This window comes from Rickettsia endosymbiont of Pantilius tunicatus (genome assembly GCF_964291875.1).
Classification (GTDB): Bacteria; Pseudomonadota; Alphaproteobacteria; order Rickettsiales; family Rickettsiaceae; genus Rickettsia.
Window position 1 is genome coordinate 1,541,645 of record NZ_OZ198175.1, and the last position, 16,204, is coordinate 1,557,848.

Sequence of the window (16,204 nt, forward strand, 5' to 3'; positions counted from 1 at the left end):
TAAAAATTAACATGCTTTTATATAAAATAATTTACATGTATCTTGCAACAAAAAAAAGTAACAATTATGTTAATGGTAGAGTTACACCTAATTGTTTCATATATTTTCCTTGACGATCTGCATAAGATAAGTCGCAAATTTGATCACCTTTTAAAAATAAAAATTGACAAGCCCCCTCATTTGCATAAATCTTAGCCGGCAGCGGTGTAGTATTTGAAAACTCTAGCGTTACATGCCCCTCCCATTCTGGTTCTAGAGGCGTAACATTTACTATTATACCGCATCTTGCATAAGTAGATTTACCGACACAAATAACTAATACATCACGTGGTATTTTAAAATATTCTACAGTTCTTCCAAGTGCAAAGCTATTAGGCGGGATAATGCATACATCCACTTCTCTATCAACTAAATTATATTTATCAAAATTTTTAGGATCAACCATAGTAGAGTTTATATTTGTAAATATTTTAAACTCATTTGATACTCTAGCATCATAACCATAAGAAGATAAACCGTATGAAATAATCTTTTCTGAATCTTTAATTCTTACTTGCTTTTCTGCAAAATGCTCAATCATTTTATGATTTATAACGGCTTCCCTTATCCATTTATCCGACATTATAGGCATAATAAATTTATTATTTAGTTAATAAACTATAAAATATAACTGATAATTATTTTTAATACAAAGTAATTATGTTTATTTAAAATTGTAATTGCTTTAACTTTAAGCCACTTTGATAATATAAGTTGTAATAATACAACATTATACATCTATAAATAAATAATTACAAATTAAAATATGTTTATTTATTGTAAGTTTTAAAAATTATATTATATTCAGCATAAATTAATTTAGCCGCTATAACATAACAACCTTAATTATAGCATATAGTTTCACTAAATATATGAGGTTTTAAAATGAAAAAGTTATTATTAGCAAGTATTATCGGTCTTGCATCTACTACCAGTTTTGCATCAGGAAGTACAACTCCTGTTATTTCTAACTCCGATACTGAAATAAAATTAGAAGGTTTTTATCTATTTGAAAGTGGTTTTTCGAATCAAAATCGTTTAGGTGAATATGAAAATTTAAGTGATAATAGGAAAAAAACAGCGTTTTATACAGAGGCAGCATTTGCGGCTACTATAACTAAAACTATAAATGATGTAATAGGTGGGGTTAAAATAGTATTACAACCTACTACAAGATCAAAAACATCTACATCTTATAATGGTTCTCACATCTTTATTGAAACTAGTTATGGTAAAGTAGAACTAGGTTCTCCTTATGATGCAGGTAATAAACTTCGTATTACTGGTGGTCAAGTAGCTGCTGGATCAGGTGGATATTGGAGATATATTAACGTTGGTAGTCAATACATGCAATATAACAAATTAAAACCCGATTTTGATACCGGTCCTAGCTTTTATATAGAATCATTTTCTAACAATTTTGATGAATTTAATGTTAAAGCTGAGGCAACTAGAAAGATCAGCTTCTACACCCCTAAAATGAAAGGTTTTCAAGCCGGTATATCTTATACTCCTGATTCTGCTAACACAGGTGGTAATAAAAATATAAATAATGTCATATTTGATAATTCAATTACTGGCACTACTAATGTCCGCACTGGCATAAAGCGTAACATCGTAGAAAACGACGAAGCTATTACTATTAATCAAAATGTTACAGATTCAGTATCTGGTGGTTTAACTTATGAGCATGCACTAGGTGAAGATGCAGATTTAAAATTATCTGTTACCGGTGAATATGGTAAACCTGCTCGCCTTGCTGTTCGTTCTAAAGGAATAGGTACAACATATACAGTATTAAATACTTATAAACTATTAAATACTTATAAACTATCTAACTTAAAAGCTTATAATCTTGGTGCAGTTTTTACATATGGTAATTTCTCATGCGGTGCTTCTTATGGTAGCTTAGGAAAAAGTTTAACAACTCCTGAATACCACAAAAATGGTCGTAATACTTATTATTACAACGGAGCTGTCGCTTATGGTCAAGGTCCTATTAAAACAAGCCTTAGCTATTTTAAATCTTCAAGATATAAAAATACTATTGATACTATAACTGTAGCTACGGAGTATAAAATTATGCCAGGTTTATTACCATATGCAGAAATTTCACATTTCCAAGCAAAAGGTAAGCCAGTATATTATCCTGAAGCTCCTAATAAGAAAACTAAAGGTACTCTTGGTTTAATCGGTACAAAACTTAAGTTCTAATAAAAGTCATTGCGAGGAGAAACTGCAAGTTTCGACGCGGCAATCTCATGAGGTAGTATAAAATTCCTGAGATTGCAATAATGCCTTCCTCGCAATGACGATTCTTGATCTATACAACAACCCACTGGATAACATTACACCGCAAAAGAATTACCGCAACCGCATTTCGCTTTAGCTTGTGGGTTACTGACATTGAAATATGAACTGCCTAGCTCTTCTATAAAATCAAGAGTACAATCTAGCATAAATTTTTGAGAAATAGGATCGATAATAACAGTAGCATTATATTTAGTAAAAACATAATCGTCTTTTTCTATAGTATCTTTGGAAACTAGTTCGTAATTATACATTAGCCCAGAGCAACCACCACTATCAACGGATACTCGTAGCACTAAATCTTTATTTTTTTCTAATTCTATTAATTCACTTACTCGCTCAAAAGCTCTATCGGTAATTGTGATTGTCACTAAAATAACCTTGTAAAAATCTTATAAATTGTATAATATACCTAATATTTTGTATTTTTTCAAGGTGGATACTAGATCGTCATTGCGAGCGACTGCAAGGAGCGTGGCAATCTCGGGAATATTATACTACTTTATGAGATTGCCGCATCGATGCTATGCATATCCTCGCAATGACGGGAAAATGAGCCATACAATACTAACTTGACTACGAACCCAAGAAATAAATATCTAAATGGAAACCGAATTACCTGAACGCTCTCAAAAAATTAGGGTTAGGCTTGATTTTATAGAATCGGTGTCATCCCGTGGCGGCATTGCCCGTGTGGATCATTCTCCCCTGTCATCCCGTGATTTATTCACGGGATCCAGTTAAAAATACTAATAAAATTAGTATTTTTTATTATTTTCTGGATACCGAGGGCGTTTTTCGATCCACGCGGGCAATGCCGCCACGGGATGACATGGAAAAATTGAGCTATACAATAACACCAAACAAATCGTAAAGTGATAGAAACCAAATAAAGGTTAACAATGCTAGCTTCATATGCTTCTGATCCGCTTAAAAGCAGAGGAAGATTATACAGGGAAATACCGACTTCTTACCGCAATGAATTTGAGCGGGATCGTGATCGTATCATCCATACTAATGCATTCAGGCGTTTGCAGTATAAAACTCAGGTTTTTATTAATCATGAGGGCGATCATTATAGAAATAGGCTAACTCATTCTTTAGAAGTCTCAACAGTTGCTCGTTCGATTGCTAATACTTTAAATCTGTCAAGTGATTTAGCCGAGACTATAGCACTTGCTCATGATCTGGGACATACGCCCTTTGGTCATGCAGGAGAGAGAGCTTTGAATGAGTGCATGAAAGAGCATAATGGCTTTTCTCATAATGCTCAATCTCTAAAAATATTAACCTTACTCGAAAAAAGATATGCTGCTTATAGAGGGGTAAATCTTACTTGGGAAGTTTTAGAAGGTATAGTAAAGCATAATGGTCCTATAAGCGGTGAGGTAAACGAGTATATAGCCGAGTATAATAGCCAAAATGATTTAGAGCTTAATACTTACGCTTCTGCTGAAGCTCAAATAGCAGCACTTGCCGACGATATTAGCTATATTTCGCATGATTTGGAGGATAGTATCGGTGCTAAAATTATCGATTTTAATAATCTTGCTGAACTTAAATATATTGATCAGCAGGTTTTTGAACTTAAATCAAAATATAAGAATATAAGCTCCTCTTGCTTGATCTATGAAGTAGTACGCAAACTAATGCATGAACTAATTACCGATTTATTATGGCAAACTAAAACTAATATAAAGAAAGAAAAAATTACTCATATAGATGAAATACGCAACTTAAATTATCAAATAGTCGATTTTACGGAAAAAACTAATGAGCGTATTAAAGAGATTAAAAAATTTCTACATGAGCGGGTTTATAAAAGTAATAGAAATACCGCAATCAGCTTTAAATGTACTAAGATCGTGCAAGGCTTATTTAAGGTTTATATGGAGGATGTTAACTTACTGCCTGTTAATTGGAAGATACAAATAGATTCTAACGATCCAAATAGTAAAGCTAGAATTATTGCCGATTATATAGCTGGTATGACTGACCGCTTTGCTATTCAAGAATATAACCAACTTTGCTCTTTAAATTTCAATAACATTTAATCATGAATATATTTAACAAACTAAAACACGACATAATTACTGCAAGTACGCAGTTATATAATAATTCTGAAATAGCAAATAATGCTAGTATTGAAACCCCAAAAGATAGCTTTAACGGCGATTTATCAAGTAATATCGCAATGATTATTGCTGCCAAAGAAAACATTCCTCCTCGTGAAGTTGCGTTAAAATTCAAAGAAATTCTTAATGAACTACCATATATCGCAAGCATAGAAATAGCAGGACCAGGGTTTATTAATTTTACTATCAAAGCCGATAGCTGGCACACTGCAATTGAAGATATTTTACAAAACGAATCTAAATTTTTTGAAATTGACATAGATAAAAACAAAAACATTAATATTGAGTATGTTTCAGCTAATCCAACCGGACCGATGCATATAGGACATGCAAGAGGTGCGGTATATGGGGACGTACTTGCTAATATCTTAAAAAAAGTAGGATATCCTGTTACAAAAGAATATTATGTTAACGATGCAGGTTCACAAATAAATGATTTAGTAAGTACAGTAATATTACGTTATAGGGAAGCTTTAGGCGAAAAAATTATTATTACTGATGGGTTATATCCAGGAGAGTATTTAATTCCTGTCGGGCAAGCTTTAGCTAAAGAATATGGTGATAAATTATTAAGTATGGATGAGCCGGAAAGGTTTAGAATAGTTAAAAATTTTGCTATCCAAAAAATGCTAGATTTAAATAAAGAAGATTTAAAAGAGCTGGGTGTCAAGCACGATATATTCTTTTCTGAGCAGACATTACACGATAATGGCGAGATAGAAAAAACTGTTAAATTACTAACTGATATGGGGCTAATCTATGAAGGTAGCCTGCCTGCTCCTAAAGGTAAGGTCCACGCAGAATGGGAAAACAGAACTCAAGAATTATTTAAATCTACTAAATATGGTGATGATCAAGATCGTCCGATAAAAAAAGCCGATGGAAGTTGGACATATTTTGCCTCCGATCTTGCATATGCAAAAGATAAAATAGATAGAGGAGCAAATCACTTAATTTATGTACTTGGTGCCGATCATAGCGGGTATGTCAAAAGAATCGAAGCTATTGTTAAAGCTCTAGGCAAAGAGCAGGTTAAAGTTGATGTTAAAATCTGCCAATTAGTAAATTTTGTTGAAAATGGTATGCCAGTTAAGATGTCAAAGCGTCTTGGAACTTTTGCTAGTGTGCAAGACGTAAATAATGAAGTAGGCAAAGACATTATAAGGTTTATAATGTTAACAAGAGAAAATAACAAAACGCTTGATTTTGACCTAGTAAAAGTAAAAGAACAATCTAAAGAAAACCCTATATTTTATGTCCAATATGCACATGTTAGAACGCTATCGATATTATCGAAAGCTATGGAAACGATTCCGCAATCTTATAATAGCTTTGAAGCTGGCACATATGATTTATCGCTATTATCATCGGAAGAAGAGATTGAGATAATAAAGCTCTTAGCTAGCTGGACGAAAACTTTGGAAACAGCAGCAAAATATTTTGAACCGCACAGAGTAGCGTTTTATTTGATAAATCTAGCTTCAAAATTTCATGCTTTATGGAACTTTGGTAAGGAAAATAACGATTACAGGTTCATAATAGAAAATAATGTAGAGTTAACAACAGCACGTCTTGCTCTTGCCAAAGCCATACAAAAAATTATCGCTAGTGGTCTTGAGGTTATAGGTGTAGAACCGATGGAAAGGATGTAACTGTATACTCGATGAATTTCAAAAATTGGCTACGTCGTCTTATAAGATCTGCGGTGTTCACGTATTAAGTATACGCTCCGTTCCGAGGGCTTTAGACTCCTTGCTCTTTTCCAAATTGAGCTTCGTCTACCTGTACCTACTTTATCATTTACTAATTAATTATGATCAATAATATTTTTACTAAAATATGTCTAGGAGTTTTAATAAGCGTTGCTGCTATTTATTTTGCTTATCAATATTACCAAGATAGTAAGCCAGTAATTACTATTTATGCAGACGAACTACCTACAAAAATAAAACCCTCTAAAGCAGAAGATATTATGTCGTCTGCGGTGCATAGTACTATATATGACAACCTTATTTCTAAAAATACCAACCTTAAAAATGCAAAACTTCTTCCTGAACCTGAAAAGCCTGTTAATATAAATTCACGCAATCAAAATGATGACCCTTTTGATATAGATTCTTCGGATGACATATCAAATCTGCTTTCTTTAATAGAACCAAATAATGCTTCACAAAAAGATGAGACAGATTTAAATATAATAAAACGTGATAAAGAAAGTACAGATAGCAATAAAAATATAAAAAGTTATAATAACCTTAATAGTTATAAAGTGCAGCTTGGTTCAGTAAAATCGGAAGCAGATGCAATAAATGAAGGTGAGAGAATAAAAAAGAAATTTCCAAAAATTCTAAAAAATGCTGTTATTACTACTCAAAAAGTTAAATGTGACGATGGAAAATTTTTCTATTTAATATTAGCCGGTAATTATGATAATCTGAGTCAAGCGAAAGCAGTCTGTAAGAAACTGGCACAGAATAAGCAAAGCTGTGTGTTGAAATAATAATACAAAATTGAAATTGAATAAATGTATCAAATGTGATACTATGTTTAATAATGTTCACACAAATTATGGTAATTTATGACAGCTAAAAGATTGTTAGTTTCTTTGGATGAAAAAACTTTTGATGACATTACAAATTTGGCAAAAATTAATAAATTATCTTCTTCTAAAATAGCAAAAAAGCTTATTATGGATAGTCTTGATCTAGAAGAAGATATGTATTTTTCAAGACTAGCAGATAAAAGATTGGAAGAAACTAAACATTGGATAAAGCACGAAGATTTTTGGAAATAATATGTATAATATTATTTATTCTGATCATGTTAAATTTAAAGATGCTCCAAGACTTTCTTCTCCTATCAGAATTATTATAAAGTCTGCTATTGATGAAAAACTACTTCTTGATCCAGTAAAGTTTGGCAAACCTTTAAGATATAACTTTAAAAATTGTCGTTCTTTAAGAGTAGGTGATTATAGAGTAATTTATCAGATCGAAGGTATTACTATTCAAATATTAACAATAGGACACCGCAAAGATTGTTACAATTATGAAAGAAGCTAAAATAGAAAATATTGACTTTGGTAGTGCTTTATCTGAGCGTTATCTTGCTTATGCATTGTCAACGATTATGTCACGTTCACTTCCTGACGTACGTGATGGGTTAAAGCCTGTACATCGCAGATTATTGTACGCAATGTTGCAGCTAAGACTTGAACCGAATTCGGGCTATAAGAAATGTGCAAGGGTAGTCGGTGACGTAATTGGTAAATATCACCCACACGGTGACGTTGCGGTATATGATACTTTAGTGCGTCTTGCTCAACATTTTTCGCTCCGCTATCCTTTAATTGACGGACAGGGTAATTTTGGCTCTATCGATGGCGATAATGCGGCAGCAATGCGTTACACCGAATCACGTATGACGGAAATATGTACGCTTCTTATGGAAGATATCGACAAGGATACGGTAGATTTCCGCCCGACATATGACGATTCTGATTTAGAGCCGGTCATAATGCCGGCAAGCTTTCCGAATCTGCTTGCTAACGGCTCGGAGGGGATAGCGGTCGGTATGGCAACTAATATCCCACCGCATAATTTGCATGAGCTTTGCGATGCTTTAATGCATTTAATCGATCATCCAAAATCTGAAATTAGCGACATGATGAATTTCATTAAAGGACCTGATTTTCCGACTGGCGGTATAATTATTGATAAAACTGATGTTATCACTAGTGCCTATATGACGGGACGCGGTAGCTTTAGGGTAAGGGCTAGATGGGAAAAAGAAGAGCTAAGCTATGGTACTTATCAGATAGTTGTAACCGAAATACCTTATCAAGTTCAGAAGTCAAAGCTTATAGAGCAAATTGCGATATTACTTAAGGATAAAAAAATACCACTTGTTAGTAATATCAGGGATGAGTCAACTGATATTATCAGGCTTGTTATCGAGCCAAGAGATCGTAGCTGCGACCCGCAAATAGTGATGGAGTCTCTATTTAAGCTAACGAATTTAGAGAGCCGAATTCAGCTAAATATGAATGTCATCGGTAGTAATAACGTACCGAAAGTAATGAATATTTTAGAAGTTCTGCAAGAGTTCTTAAGCCATAGACAAAATATTATTACCCGTAGATCGACTTATCTTTTAAATAAAATAAAGCATCGTTTAGAAATTCTAGAAGGACTTAGAATAGCTTATCTAAACCTTGATGAGATTATTAAAATTATCCGTGAAGAGGATGAGCCAAAAGCGATAATGATTGAGCGGTTTAAACTAACCGAAATTCAGGTAGAGGCAATATTAAATACTCGCCTACGTTCGCTTCGTAAACTTGAAGAGCAAGAAATTATAGCTGAACATAGTAATTTGCAAAAGCAACAAGCAATACTTGAGGAAATCTTAAATAATCCAAAAGAGTTATGGAAAGTCGTCAAAAAAGAAATAAAAGCTGTGCAGGCTAAATTTGGCTTAAACACTGCGATAGGGGCAAGACGAACTAGTTTTGAAGAAGTGACACTGACGAATCAAGTAGTTGACATAACGGCTTTTATTACTAAAGAACCGATCACAATTATATGTTCAAAAATGGGATGGGTGCGTTCGCTAAAAGGTCATAATAATGATTTATCAAGTATTAAATATAAAGAGGGGGATGCAGAAAAGTTTATCTTAGAAGCTTACACAACCGATAAAATATTGATAATCAGCTCAGAGGGAAGATTTTTTACCCTCCTTGCCGATAATATTTCTAAAGGTAAAGGTACGGGTGAGTCTATAAAGCTACTTGTAGATATAGGCAATAATGATATTACTGAGATTTTAGTTTATAAATCTGACCAACTTTTATTACTTGCAAGTAGCATAGGTAAAGGGTTTGTTGTTAATTCAAACGAGGTAATGGCTCAAACAAAAACAGGTAAGCAAATTATGAATGTGCCAAGCGGTCATACATGTATAGCTTGTTTGCCAGTTAATGGTGATAGTGTTGCTTGCATTGGTGAAAGTCGTAAGCTTTTGGTGTTTAATCTCGACGAAATACCTGAAATGAAAAAGGGACAAGGCGTAACGCTGCAAAAGTTTAAAAATGCAAAGCTTTTAGATATTAAAATATTTAATAGGGAAGATGGCTTAAGCTGGAATAGTAACGGGAAAGTGAAACTTGAGAAGAATATTATTGCATTTTTAGGCAAACGAGGCAGCACCGGTAAATTACCACCTATGGGTTTTCCAAAAAATAATAGATTTAGTTAAATCATAGGCGTCATCTAGTCGTTAATTTATAATACTCACAATATTCTCTGATAGGGCAGATATCACAGTCGGGCTTTCTTGCTTTGCATATATATCTGCCGTGCAGAATTAACCAATGATGAGCATGGCTTAGCCATTTTCCATCAATAATTTGCAGTAGCTCTTTTTCCACTACTTCAGGAGTATTACCTTTAGCAAACCCTATTCTCTTCGCTACTCTAAATACATGCGTATCAACTGCCATTGTTGGTAAGCCAAATAAACAGTTTAACACAACATTTGCGGTTTTTCTTCCAACACCAGGCAATTTAACTAACTCCTCAAAGTTATTCGGTACTTTGCTGTTATAATTGCTTATCAATATTTGACATAAGGCAATAACATTTTTTGCTTTGCTATTAAATAACCCAATAGATTTTATGTTTTTTTTTAAACCCTCTTCACCAAGCCCTAAAATTTTTTCCGGTGTATCATAAATTTCAAACAAAGATTTAGTGGCTAAATTTACTGACACATCTGTTGCTTGAGCTGATAATATTACCGCTACTAATAAGGTAAAATCATTTTTATAAACTAACTCGGTTTTTGGGTTTTCGTTATTCTTACTAAAAACCTCAAAAATTTTATTAACTATCTGTGCTTGCATGGTGTATAATACTAAGAATAAATAATCTTATCTTATATATTAGGTTTTTAATGTCAGAAAATAAAAGTTTTAAATTTATAGAAAATGAAATAAAAAATAATAAAGTAGTGTTGTTCATGAAAGGCACTAAGGAAGCCCCTATGTGTGGATTTTCCGGTAGAGTAGTTGCTATTTTGACTAAGCTAGGAACGAAATTTCATAATATCGATGTTTTATCAGACCCTGAATTACGTGAGTCTTTAAAAGTTTTTAGTGATTGGTCAACATTCCCACAATTATATATTAATGGTGAATTAGTCGGAGGTTGCGATATCGTATCAGAATTATATAGTAGTGGTGAATTAGAAAAGATGCTGAAATAATATTTTCATACCGCAACTTGATTGCGGTATCTAGAAATAATTTAAAAAGATATTGCGATCAAGTCGCGGTATGTCGAATTTGAATCATGAACAAAAACTTTGAATATCCTGAAATAGCAAGTATAAAGCAGCCGGCAAAAAAATTAGTAGTATTACTGCACGGTGTTGGCTCAGATGGTCATGATCTAATAGGGTTAGTACCTTATATTAAAAATAATTTGCCTGATTGTCATTTTATTTCGCCGCACGGCATCGAGCCTTATGATATGGCTCCATATGGCAGACAATGGTTTAGTTTGCAGGATCGTAACCCTGATATTATATCTAAGCTTCTTGTAAAAAATATTTCTAAGCTAGAAGATATAATAAAACAAAAACAAGAAGAACTAACTTTAACCAATAAAGATACGATAATTATTGGATTTTCGCAAGGCACTATGATCGGGCTATATTTAACTCTCATTCAGAAAGAGCTGTTTTATGCTACCATAGGTTTTTCAGGTGCATTAATTCCACCTGTTGAGATTAATAATAAACTTACGCCTATATGTTTGATTCATGGAGAGCTAGATGATGTGGTAAGCGTTAATGAAATGTATAACGCCTCGCACTATTTATCCAAATATCATATACCTCATAGCAGGCATAAATTAACTAGGCTTGCCCATTCAATAGATGGTAGAGGGATTGAGATCACTGTTAATTTTGTAAATGGATGTCATCGCAAACAGCCGTAAGCTGCGTGGCAATCTCAGAATTTTTTATTGTCATCCCGTGGTGCATTGCCCGCGTGGATCAAAAAACGTCCTCGGTGTCATACCGTGGCTTGGGAACTAGATCCAGAAAATAATAAAAAATACTAATTTTATTAGTATTTTTAACTGGATCCCGTGAATAAATCACGGGATGACAGGAGTAGAATTGACTCATATCTATACAGGAATAACATAGGAATCATAAACAAGACCAAAAAATACATGAGGATAAATGAACATTTTTAATAACGAACTACAAGAAATAGATAAAGAAATTTATGAAATAATTAAGCATGAAAAAAACCGTCAAAATAGTGTGATTGAGCTTATTGCTTCGGAAAATTTCGTAAGCCCTGCGGTGCTTGAAGCTCAAGGATCAGTCCTGACTAATAAATATGCTGAAGGATATTCAGGTAAGCGTTTTTATAATGGCTGTGAAGAAGTAGACAAAGCTGAAAATTTGGCGATAGAACGAGCAAAAAAGCTATTTAACTGTAAATATGCCAACGTGCAACCTCATTCAGGTTCGCAAGCAAATCAAGCCGTATATCTTGCTTTAATGCAGCCAGGCGATACTGTGCTTGGTATGTCCTTAGATAGCGGCGGACATTTAACACACGGCTCAGCTGCTAATATGTCAGGTAAGTGGTTTAATGCAGTTTCGTATAGTGTGGATAAAGAGACTTATTTAATTGATTATGACGAAGCTCTCCGTTTAGCGGTTTTACATAAGCCAAAATTGCTCATAGCCGGCTTTTCTGCATATCCACGCAACCTTGATTTTGCTAAATTCAGAGAGATAGCCGATAAGGTAGGGGCGTATCTCATGGCTGATATCGCTCATATTGCAGGGCTAGTTGCGGCAGGTGAGCATCAAAGCCCTATTCCGCACGCTCATATTGTTACTTCAACTACTCACAAAACGCTTAGAGGACCAAGGGGTGGTTTAATTTTGTCTAACGATGAAGAGATAGGCAAAAAAATAAATTCTGCTTTATTTCCTGGTCTGCAAGGTGGTCCATTAATGCATATAATAGCAGCAAAAGCTATAGCATTTTTAGAAAGCTTGCAGCCGGAATATAAAAGCTATATAAAACAAGTTATAAGTAATGCTAAGGCACTAGCTAATAGCTTGCAAGAGCGAGGATATGATATATTAACAGGTGGCACTGATAATCATATTGTGCTAGTGGATTTACGAAAAGACGGCATTACCGGTAAAATTGCTGCTAATTCTTTAGATAGAGCAGGTATTACTTGCAATAAAAATGCTATTCCTTTTGATGAAACTTCTCCTTTTATTACTTCAGGTATTAGGCTTGGTACACCAGCCTGCACTACTAGAGGATTTAAGGAAAAAGATTTTGTATTAGTTGGTCATTTAATAGCTGATATTTTAGATGGCTTAAAGAATAGCGAAGATAATAGCAAAGCCGAGCAGAAAGTATTAAGCGAAGTAACAAAATTAATTAAATTATTTCCATTTTATGGCTGATTTAAAAAGACCTGATTGGATTAAGGTTAAAGCTCCTAATTCTTCAGAGTATTATAATACAAAAGATTTAATCAAAAATCTAAAATTAAATACTGTGTGCGAGGAAGCTGCTTGCCCTAATATCGGTGAATGCTGGTCAAAAAAACATGCAACTGTGATGATTTTAGGCTCTGTCTGTACCAGAGCTTGCAGATTTTGTAACGTTAAAACCGGCAGACCGGATTTGCTTGACCCGCATGAACCGCAAAGGCTAGCTGAGGCAGTGCAAAAGCTAGGTCTTAAGCACGTGGTGATTACTTCGGTTGATCGTGATGATTTAGAAGACGGAGGAGCTACGCATTTTGCGGAGTGTATTAGTGAAATTCGTAAATCTTCACCAAATACCACAATCGAGATTTTAACACCTGACTTTTTAAGAAAAGATGGAGCGGCGGAAATAATAGCAAACGCAAAATCTGATATTTTTAACCATAATGTTGAGACTGTTCCGTCTTTATATAAAACAATTAGACCAGGTGCAAGATACTACAACTCTCTAAGCTTACTCCATAACATCAAGAAATTATCACCGGAAGTTTTTACAAAATCCGGTATGATGGTAGGGCTTGGAGAAGAAATCAGCGAAGTAGTACAAGTTATGGACGATTTAAGGGAGGCAAAGGTTGACTTCCTAACTATTGGGCAGTATCTGCAACCTACGAAGAATCATGCCGAAGTAGCAAAATATGTTACGCCCGAAGAATTTAAATATTTAGAGCGAGTAGCACGCACAAAAGGATTTTTGATGGTTTCTGCAAGCCCCCTAACCCGCTCTTCATACCATGCTGACGAGGATTTTGAAAAGTTAAAAGAAAATTATAGGCATCGTCATTCCGAGGAAAGGCGAAGCCTTGACGTGGCAATCTTATAAAACAGTATAAGTTCCTGAGATTGCTTCGTCAAAACTTACAGTTTTTTCTCGCAATGACGACAAAAAATAAAATAATGATAAACGTAGAGATTATAAAAAACTACAATAAATGGCGTGAGCATAAGCAAATAAATAAGGCTTTGATTAAAAAAATTACTCAAAAAACCTTATCACAATTTGATAATTTTAGTGAAATAAAACAATTCGAACTATCGATTTTGCTAACAAATAACGAAGAAATATTGACCTTAAATAAGCAATTCCGTAATATAGAAAAAGCAACTAACGTTCTTTCTTTTCCTGCCAATGAATTAAATTGGCAAGATTTACGTTTTAGCGGTAATAAGATAGCATCTAGTAATCAGCCTATTATCCTTGAAAATTTAGGGGATTCTGATTATATGCATTTAGGGGATATAGCATTTTGCTATGATGTAATATATAATGAATCATACGAGCAACAAAAAACTTTTGAGAATCACTTTATTCACCTTTTAATACATAGTATTTTACATTTAATTGGATTCGATCATCAAAATGACACAGAAACAAATATCATGGAAAATCTAGAAATCGAAATATTAGCACATTTTGGTATATCCTCTCCCTATTTATTAACTAAATAAAAAAATTTATGTTAAAATCTTCAAAAAAAGAAGATGACAATAAAAAGAATCACGATAATAAGTCAATTTTTCACTTACGAAAATTATTCTCACCGATAAAATCTTTATTTTCAAATAGAGTAGCGGATGATTTCTTTAGCGTTATAAAACGTTTAAAAACTAATAGTCAGAAAATGACTTTAGATGAACGTAATATTTTAGCTAATTTGTTAAAATTAAAAGGTAAAACCACTGAAGATATAATGGTACCACGCTCTGATATTGCAGCAATAAAACTTACTACAAATATAGAAGAATTAAACGAATCTATTAAGGTAAAAATTCCGCATACCAGAACTCTGATATATGATGGTACTTTGGATAGTATAGTTGGTTTTATTCATATCAAAGATCTATTTAAAGCATTAGTTACAAAACAAAATTTTCGCTTAAAAAAGCTAATACGTAAGCATATAATTGCTGCTCCCTCTATGAAGCTATTAGATTTGCTTGCAAAAATGCGTCGTGAGAAAACCCATATTGCTATAGTTATTGACGAGTATGGCGGTACTGATGGCTTAGTTACGATTGAAGATGTTATGGAAGCATTAGTTGGACGAATCGATGATGAACATGATCAGAAATCAGAGTATGATAACTATAAGGTCATTAATAATTCAACAATTATTTCAAACGCACGTGTTGAAGTTGAGGTGCTTGAAGAGATAATCGGCGAGAAACTAAAAGACGATGATGATGAGTTTGATACCATAGGCGGTTTAGTGCTTACGAAAATGGGCAATGTTCCCGCTGTGGGTACTAAAATAAATGTTTCAGAAAATATTGAAATTGAGGTGACAGATGCTAACCCACGTTCCTTAAAACAAGTCAAGATTACGCTTAAGAAAGGTTTAAAGCGTGCTAAATCAGCTTAAATCTTTATTACAAAACTATAACAGTATCCATCCTGAAGAAATCATTTCTAAAGAAAAAATGCTAGAGTTTTTGGATAAGCACTTAAATTTGGTTAGAAGTGACTTAAAAATGCAGCTAAATTCAAAAAGCTTCAGACAAGATAAATTTGAAGATGAGCCTGCGGAGCGTACAAAGGTACGTGAGCAAAGGCAAATATCAAAAAATTCGCTTGTATCAAGCTTTTTGAATGACGTTGCAGGGCATTTTACTGCTTCGGCTTTTTTGCTTAATCATGATCAAACTAAGTTTCTATTGATGAATCATAAGAAGTTTAATAAATGGCAACAACTTGGTGGGCATTGTGAAAGTGATAATATATTAGCTGAAGCAACTAGAGAAGCACAAGAAGAGTCAGGAATTAATGAGATTGAAGCTGTAAGTAATAATATTTTTGATATAGATGTTCATTATATTCCTCAAACCTCCAAAGAATCTTCACACTATCATTATGATATACGTTTTTTATTAAAAATAATAGATAATGATAATTTCATAAAAAACAATGAGTCACATGAACTAAAGTGGTTTAGTTTTGCTGATTATCCACAACTAGGTGTAGAACTAGAACGCTCCGTTACTCGCATGATAGAGAAGTATATTTCTTGCTTTTAAAAGTAGCACATATTATTGCTGTATTTATGCTTTTTTTCCTGGATTCCTGCTTTTAGCTAAGAATGACATCGGAACCACGCAACAATGCCTCCACAGGAATG

General features: G+C 33.6%; 17 protein-coding genes. 14 read left to right on the forward strand and 3 right to left on the reverse strand.

The window, feature by feature from the left end:
• Nucleotides 1-64: 64 nt before the first annotated feature.
• Entirely contained in the window at nt 65-631 is a 567-nt protein-coding gene (dcd, locus tag ACICQC_RS09015) for a dCTP deaminase (RefSeq protein WP_395476764.1), read from the reverse strand.
• A 293-nt stretch (nt 632-924) separates the two neighbouring features.
• Between dcd and ACICQC_RS09020 the strand changes: the two genes are divergently transcribed.
• Nucleotides 925-2,253, forward strand: a complete 1,329-nt coding sequence (locus ACICQC_RS09020) for a porin (protein ID WP_395476765.1) — start codon at nt 925-927, stop codon at nt 2,251-2,253.
• Nucleotides 2,254-2,387: 134 nt separating this feature from the next.
• Here the strand turns inward: ACICQC_RS09020 and ACICQC_RS09025 are convergent, their stop codons facing one another.
• Complete coding sequence (locus tag ACICQC_RS09025; protein WP_395476766.1) at nt 2,388-2,720, reverse strand: iron-sulfur cluster assembly accessory protein; 333 nt, start codon at nt 2,718-2,720, stop codon at nt 2,388-2,390.
• 531 nt (nt 2,721-3,251) lie between these two features.
• On the opposite strand from ACICQC_RS09025, the gene ACICQC_RS09030 reads away from it, so the two are divergent.
• The 6 genes from ACICQC_RS09030 to parC all read left to right on the forward strand — a co-directional run bounded on the left by ACICQC_RS09030 (nt 3,252) and on the right by parC (nt 9,743).
• Nucleotides 3,252-4,403 (forward strand): deoxyguanosinetriphosphate triphosphohydrolase, encoded by a 1,152-nt coding sequence (locus tag ACICQC_RS09030; RefSeq protein WP_395476767.1) that lies wholly within the window; start codon nt 3,252-3,254, stop codon nt 4,401-4,403.
• Between the two features lie 2 nt (nt 4,404-4,405).
• Nucleotides 4,406-6,136: an arginine--tRNA ligase gene (argS, locus tag ACICQC_RS09035; RefSeq protein WP_395476768.1), complete on the forward strand. Its 1,731-nt coding sequence runs from the start codon at nt 4,406-4,408 to the stop codon at nt 6,134-6,136.
• A 161-nt stretch (nt 6,137-6,297) separates the two neighbouring features.
• A complete protein-coding gene (locus ACICQC_RS09040; RefSeq protein WP_395476769.1) occupies nt 6,298-6,984 on the forward strand; it encodes an SPOR domain-containing protein in 687 nt (228 codons plus the stop codon).
• Nucleotides 6,985-7,062: 78 nt separating this feature from the next.
• On the forward strand, nt 7,063-7,278 hold the full coding sequence (locus tag ACICQC_RS09045; protein ID WP_395476770.1) for a hypothetical protein: 216 nt from the start codon (nt 7,063-7,065) through the stop codon (nt 7,276-7,278).
• A 1-nt stretch (nt 7,279) separates the two neighbouring features.
• Nucleotides 7,280-7,546 (forward strand): type II toxin-antitoxin system RelE/ParE family toxin, encoded by a 267-nt coding sequence (locus tag ACICQC_RS09050; protein WP_395476771.1) that lies wholly within the window; start codon nt 7,280-7,282, stop codon nt 7,544-7,546.
• Nucleotides 7,533-9,743, forward strand: a complete 2,211-nt coding sequence (gene parC, locus ACICQC_RS09055; RefSeq protein WP_395476772.1) for a DNA topoisomerase IV subunit A — start codon at nt 7,533-7,535, stop codon at nt 9,741-9,743. The genes ACICQC_RS09050 and parC overlap by 14 nt, the downstream gene beginning before the upstream one ends.
• Nucleotides 9,744-9,753: 10 nt before the next feature.
• On the opposite strand, the gene nth is transcribed toward parC, so the two are convergent.
• Nucleotides 9,754-10,389 carry an endonuclease III gene (gene nth, locus ACICQC_RS09060; RefSeq protein WP_395476773.1) on the reverse strand — a complete coding sequence of 212 codons (636 nt, stop codon included), beginning with the start codon at nt 10,387-10,389 and terminating at the stop codon, nt 9,754-9,756.
• A 50-nt stretch (nt 10,390-10,439) separates the two neighbouring features.
• On the opposite strand from nth, the gene grxD reads away from it, so the two are divergent.
• The 7 genes from grxD to ACICQC_RS09095 all read left to right on the forward strand — a co-directional run bounded on the left by grxD (nt 10,440) and on the right by ACICQC_RS09095 (nt 16,103).
• Nucleotides 10,440-10,751 (forward strand): Grx4 family monothiol glutaredoxin, encoded by a 312-nt coding sequence (grxD, locus tag ACICQC_RS09065; RefSeq protein WP_395476775.1) that lies wholly within the window; start codon nt 10,440-10,442, stop codon nt 10,749-10,751.
• Between the two features lie 86 nt (nt 10,752-10,837).
• Nucleotides 10,838-11,488, forward strand: coding sequence for a dienelactone hydrolase family protein (locus tag ACICQC_RS09070; protein WP_395476776.1), 651 nt, complete (start codon nt 10,838-10,840; stop codon nt 11,486-11,488).
• Nucleotides 11,489-11,738: 250 nt separating this feature from the next.
• On the forward strand, nt 11,739-13,001 hold the full coding sequence (glyA, locus tag ACICQC_RS09075) for a serine hydroxymethyltransferase (RefSeq protein ID WP_395476777.1): 1,263 nt from the start codon (nt 11,739-11,741) through the stop codon (nt 12,999-13,001).
• Entirely contained in the window at nt 12,994-13,911 is a 918-nt protein-coding gene (gene lipA, locus ACICQC_RS09080; RefSeq protein ID WP_395476778.1) for a lipoyl synthase, read from the forward strand. The genes glyA and lipA overlap by 8 nt, the downstream gene beginning before the upstream one ends.
• 74 nt (nt 13,912-13,985) lie before the next feature.
• On the forward strand, nt 13,986-14,537 hold the full coding sequence (ybeY, locus tag ACICQC_RS09085) for an rRNA maturation RNase YbeY (RefSeq protein ID WP_395476779.1): 552 nt from the start codon (nt 13,986-13,988) through the stop codon (nt 14,535-14,537).
• Nucleotides 14,538-14,545: 8 nt separating this feature from the next.
• Nucleotides 14,546-15,451 carry a hemolysin C gene (gene tlyC / locus ACICQC_RS09090; RefSeq protein ID WP_395476780.1) on the forward strand — a complete coding sequence of 302 codons (906 nt, stop codon included), beginning with the start codon at nt 14,546-14,548 and terminating at the stop codon, nt 15,449-15,451.
• Nucleotides 15,435-16,103 carry a palindromic element RPE3 domain-containing protein gene (locus ACICQC_RS09095; protein WP_395476781.1) on the forward strand — a complete coding sequence of 223 codons (669 nt, stop codon included), beginning with the start codon at nt 15,435-15,437 and terminating at the stop codon, nt 16,101-16,103. The genes tlyC and ACICQC_RS09095 overlap by 17 nt, the downstream gene beginning before the upstream one ends.
• The last annotated feature ends 101 nt before the right edge of the window (nt 16,104-16,204 follow it).

Coding starts and splice junctions, on each gene's coding strand:
- ybeY (WP_395476779.1), top strand. CDS start 13,986: ATGATAAACGTAGAGATTATAAAAAACTACAATAAATGGCGTGAGCAT.
- dcd (WP_395476764.1), bottom strand. CDS start 631: ATGCCTATAATGTCGGATAAATGGATAAGGGAAGCCGTTATAAATCAT.
- ACICQC_RS09045 (WP_395476770.1), top strand. CDS start 7,063: ATGACAGCTAAAAGATTGTTAGTTTCTTTGGATGAAAAAACTTTTGAT.
- ACICQC_RS09050 (WP_395476771.1), top strand. CDS start 7,280: ATGTATAATATTATTTATTCTGATCATGTTAAATTTAAAGATGCTCCA.
- grxD (WP_395476775.1), top strand. CDS start 10,440: ATGTCAGAAAATAAAAGTTTTAAATTTATAGAAAATGAAATAAAAAAT.
- nth (WP_395476773.1), bottom strand. CDS start 10,389: ATGCAAGCACAGATAGTTAATAAAATTTTTGAGGTTTTTAGTAAGAAT.
- tlyC (WP_395476780.1), top strand. CDS start 14,546: ATGTTAAAATCTTCAAAAAAAGAAGATGACAATAAAAAGAATCACGAT.
- argS (WP_395476768.1), top strand. CDS start 4,406: ATGAATATATTTAACAAACTAAAACACGACATAATTACTGCAAGTACG.
- ACICQC_RS09030 (WP_395476767.1), top strand. CDS start 3,252: ATGCTAGCTTCATATGCTTCTGATCCGCTTAAAAGCAGAGGAAGATTA.
- ACICQC_RS09040 (WP_395476769.1), top strand. CDS start 6,298: ATGATCAATAATATTTTTACTAAAATATGTCTAGGAGTTTTAATAAGC.
- ACICQC_RS09020 (WP_395476765.1), top strand. CDS start 925: ATGAAAAAGTTATTATTAGCAAGTATTATCGGTCTTGCATCTACTACC.
- glyA (WP_395476777.1), top strand. CDS start 11,739: ATGAACATTTTTAATAACGAACTACAAGAAATAGATAAAGAAATTTAT.
- ACICQC_RS09070 (WP_395476776.1), top strand. CDS start 10,838: ATGAACAAAAACTTTGAATATCCTGAAATAGCAAGTATAAAGCAGCCG.
- lipA (WP_395476778.1), top strand. CDS start 12,994: ATGGCTGATTTAAAAAGACCTGATTGGATTAAGGTTAAAGCTCCTAAT.
- parC (WP_395476772.1), top strand. CDS start 7,533: ATGAAAGAAGCTAAAATAGAAAATATTGACTTTGGTAGTGCTTTATCT.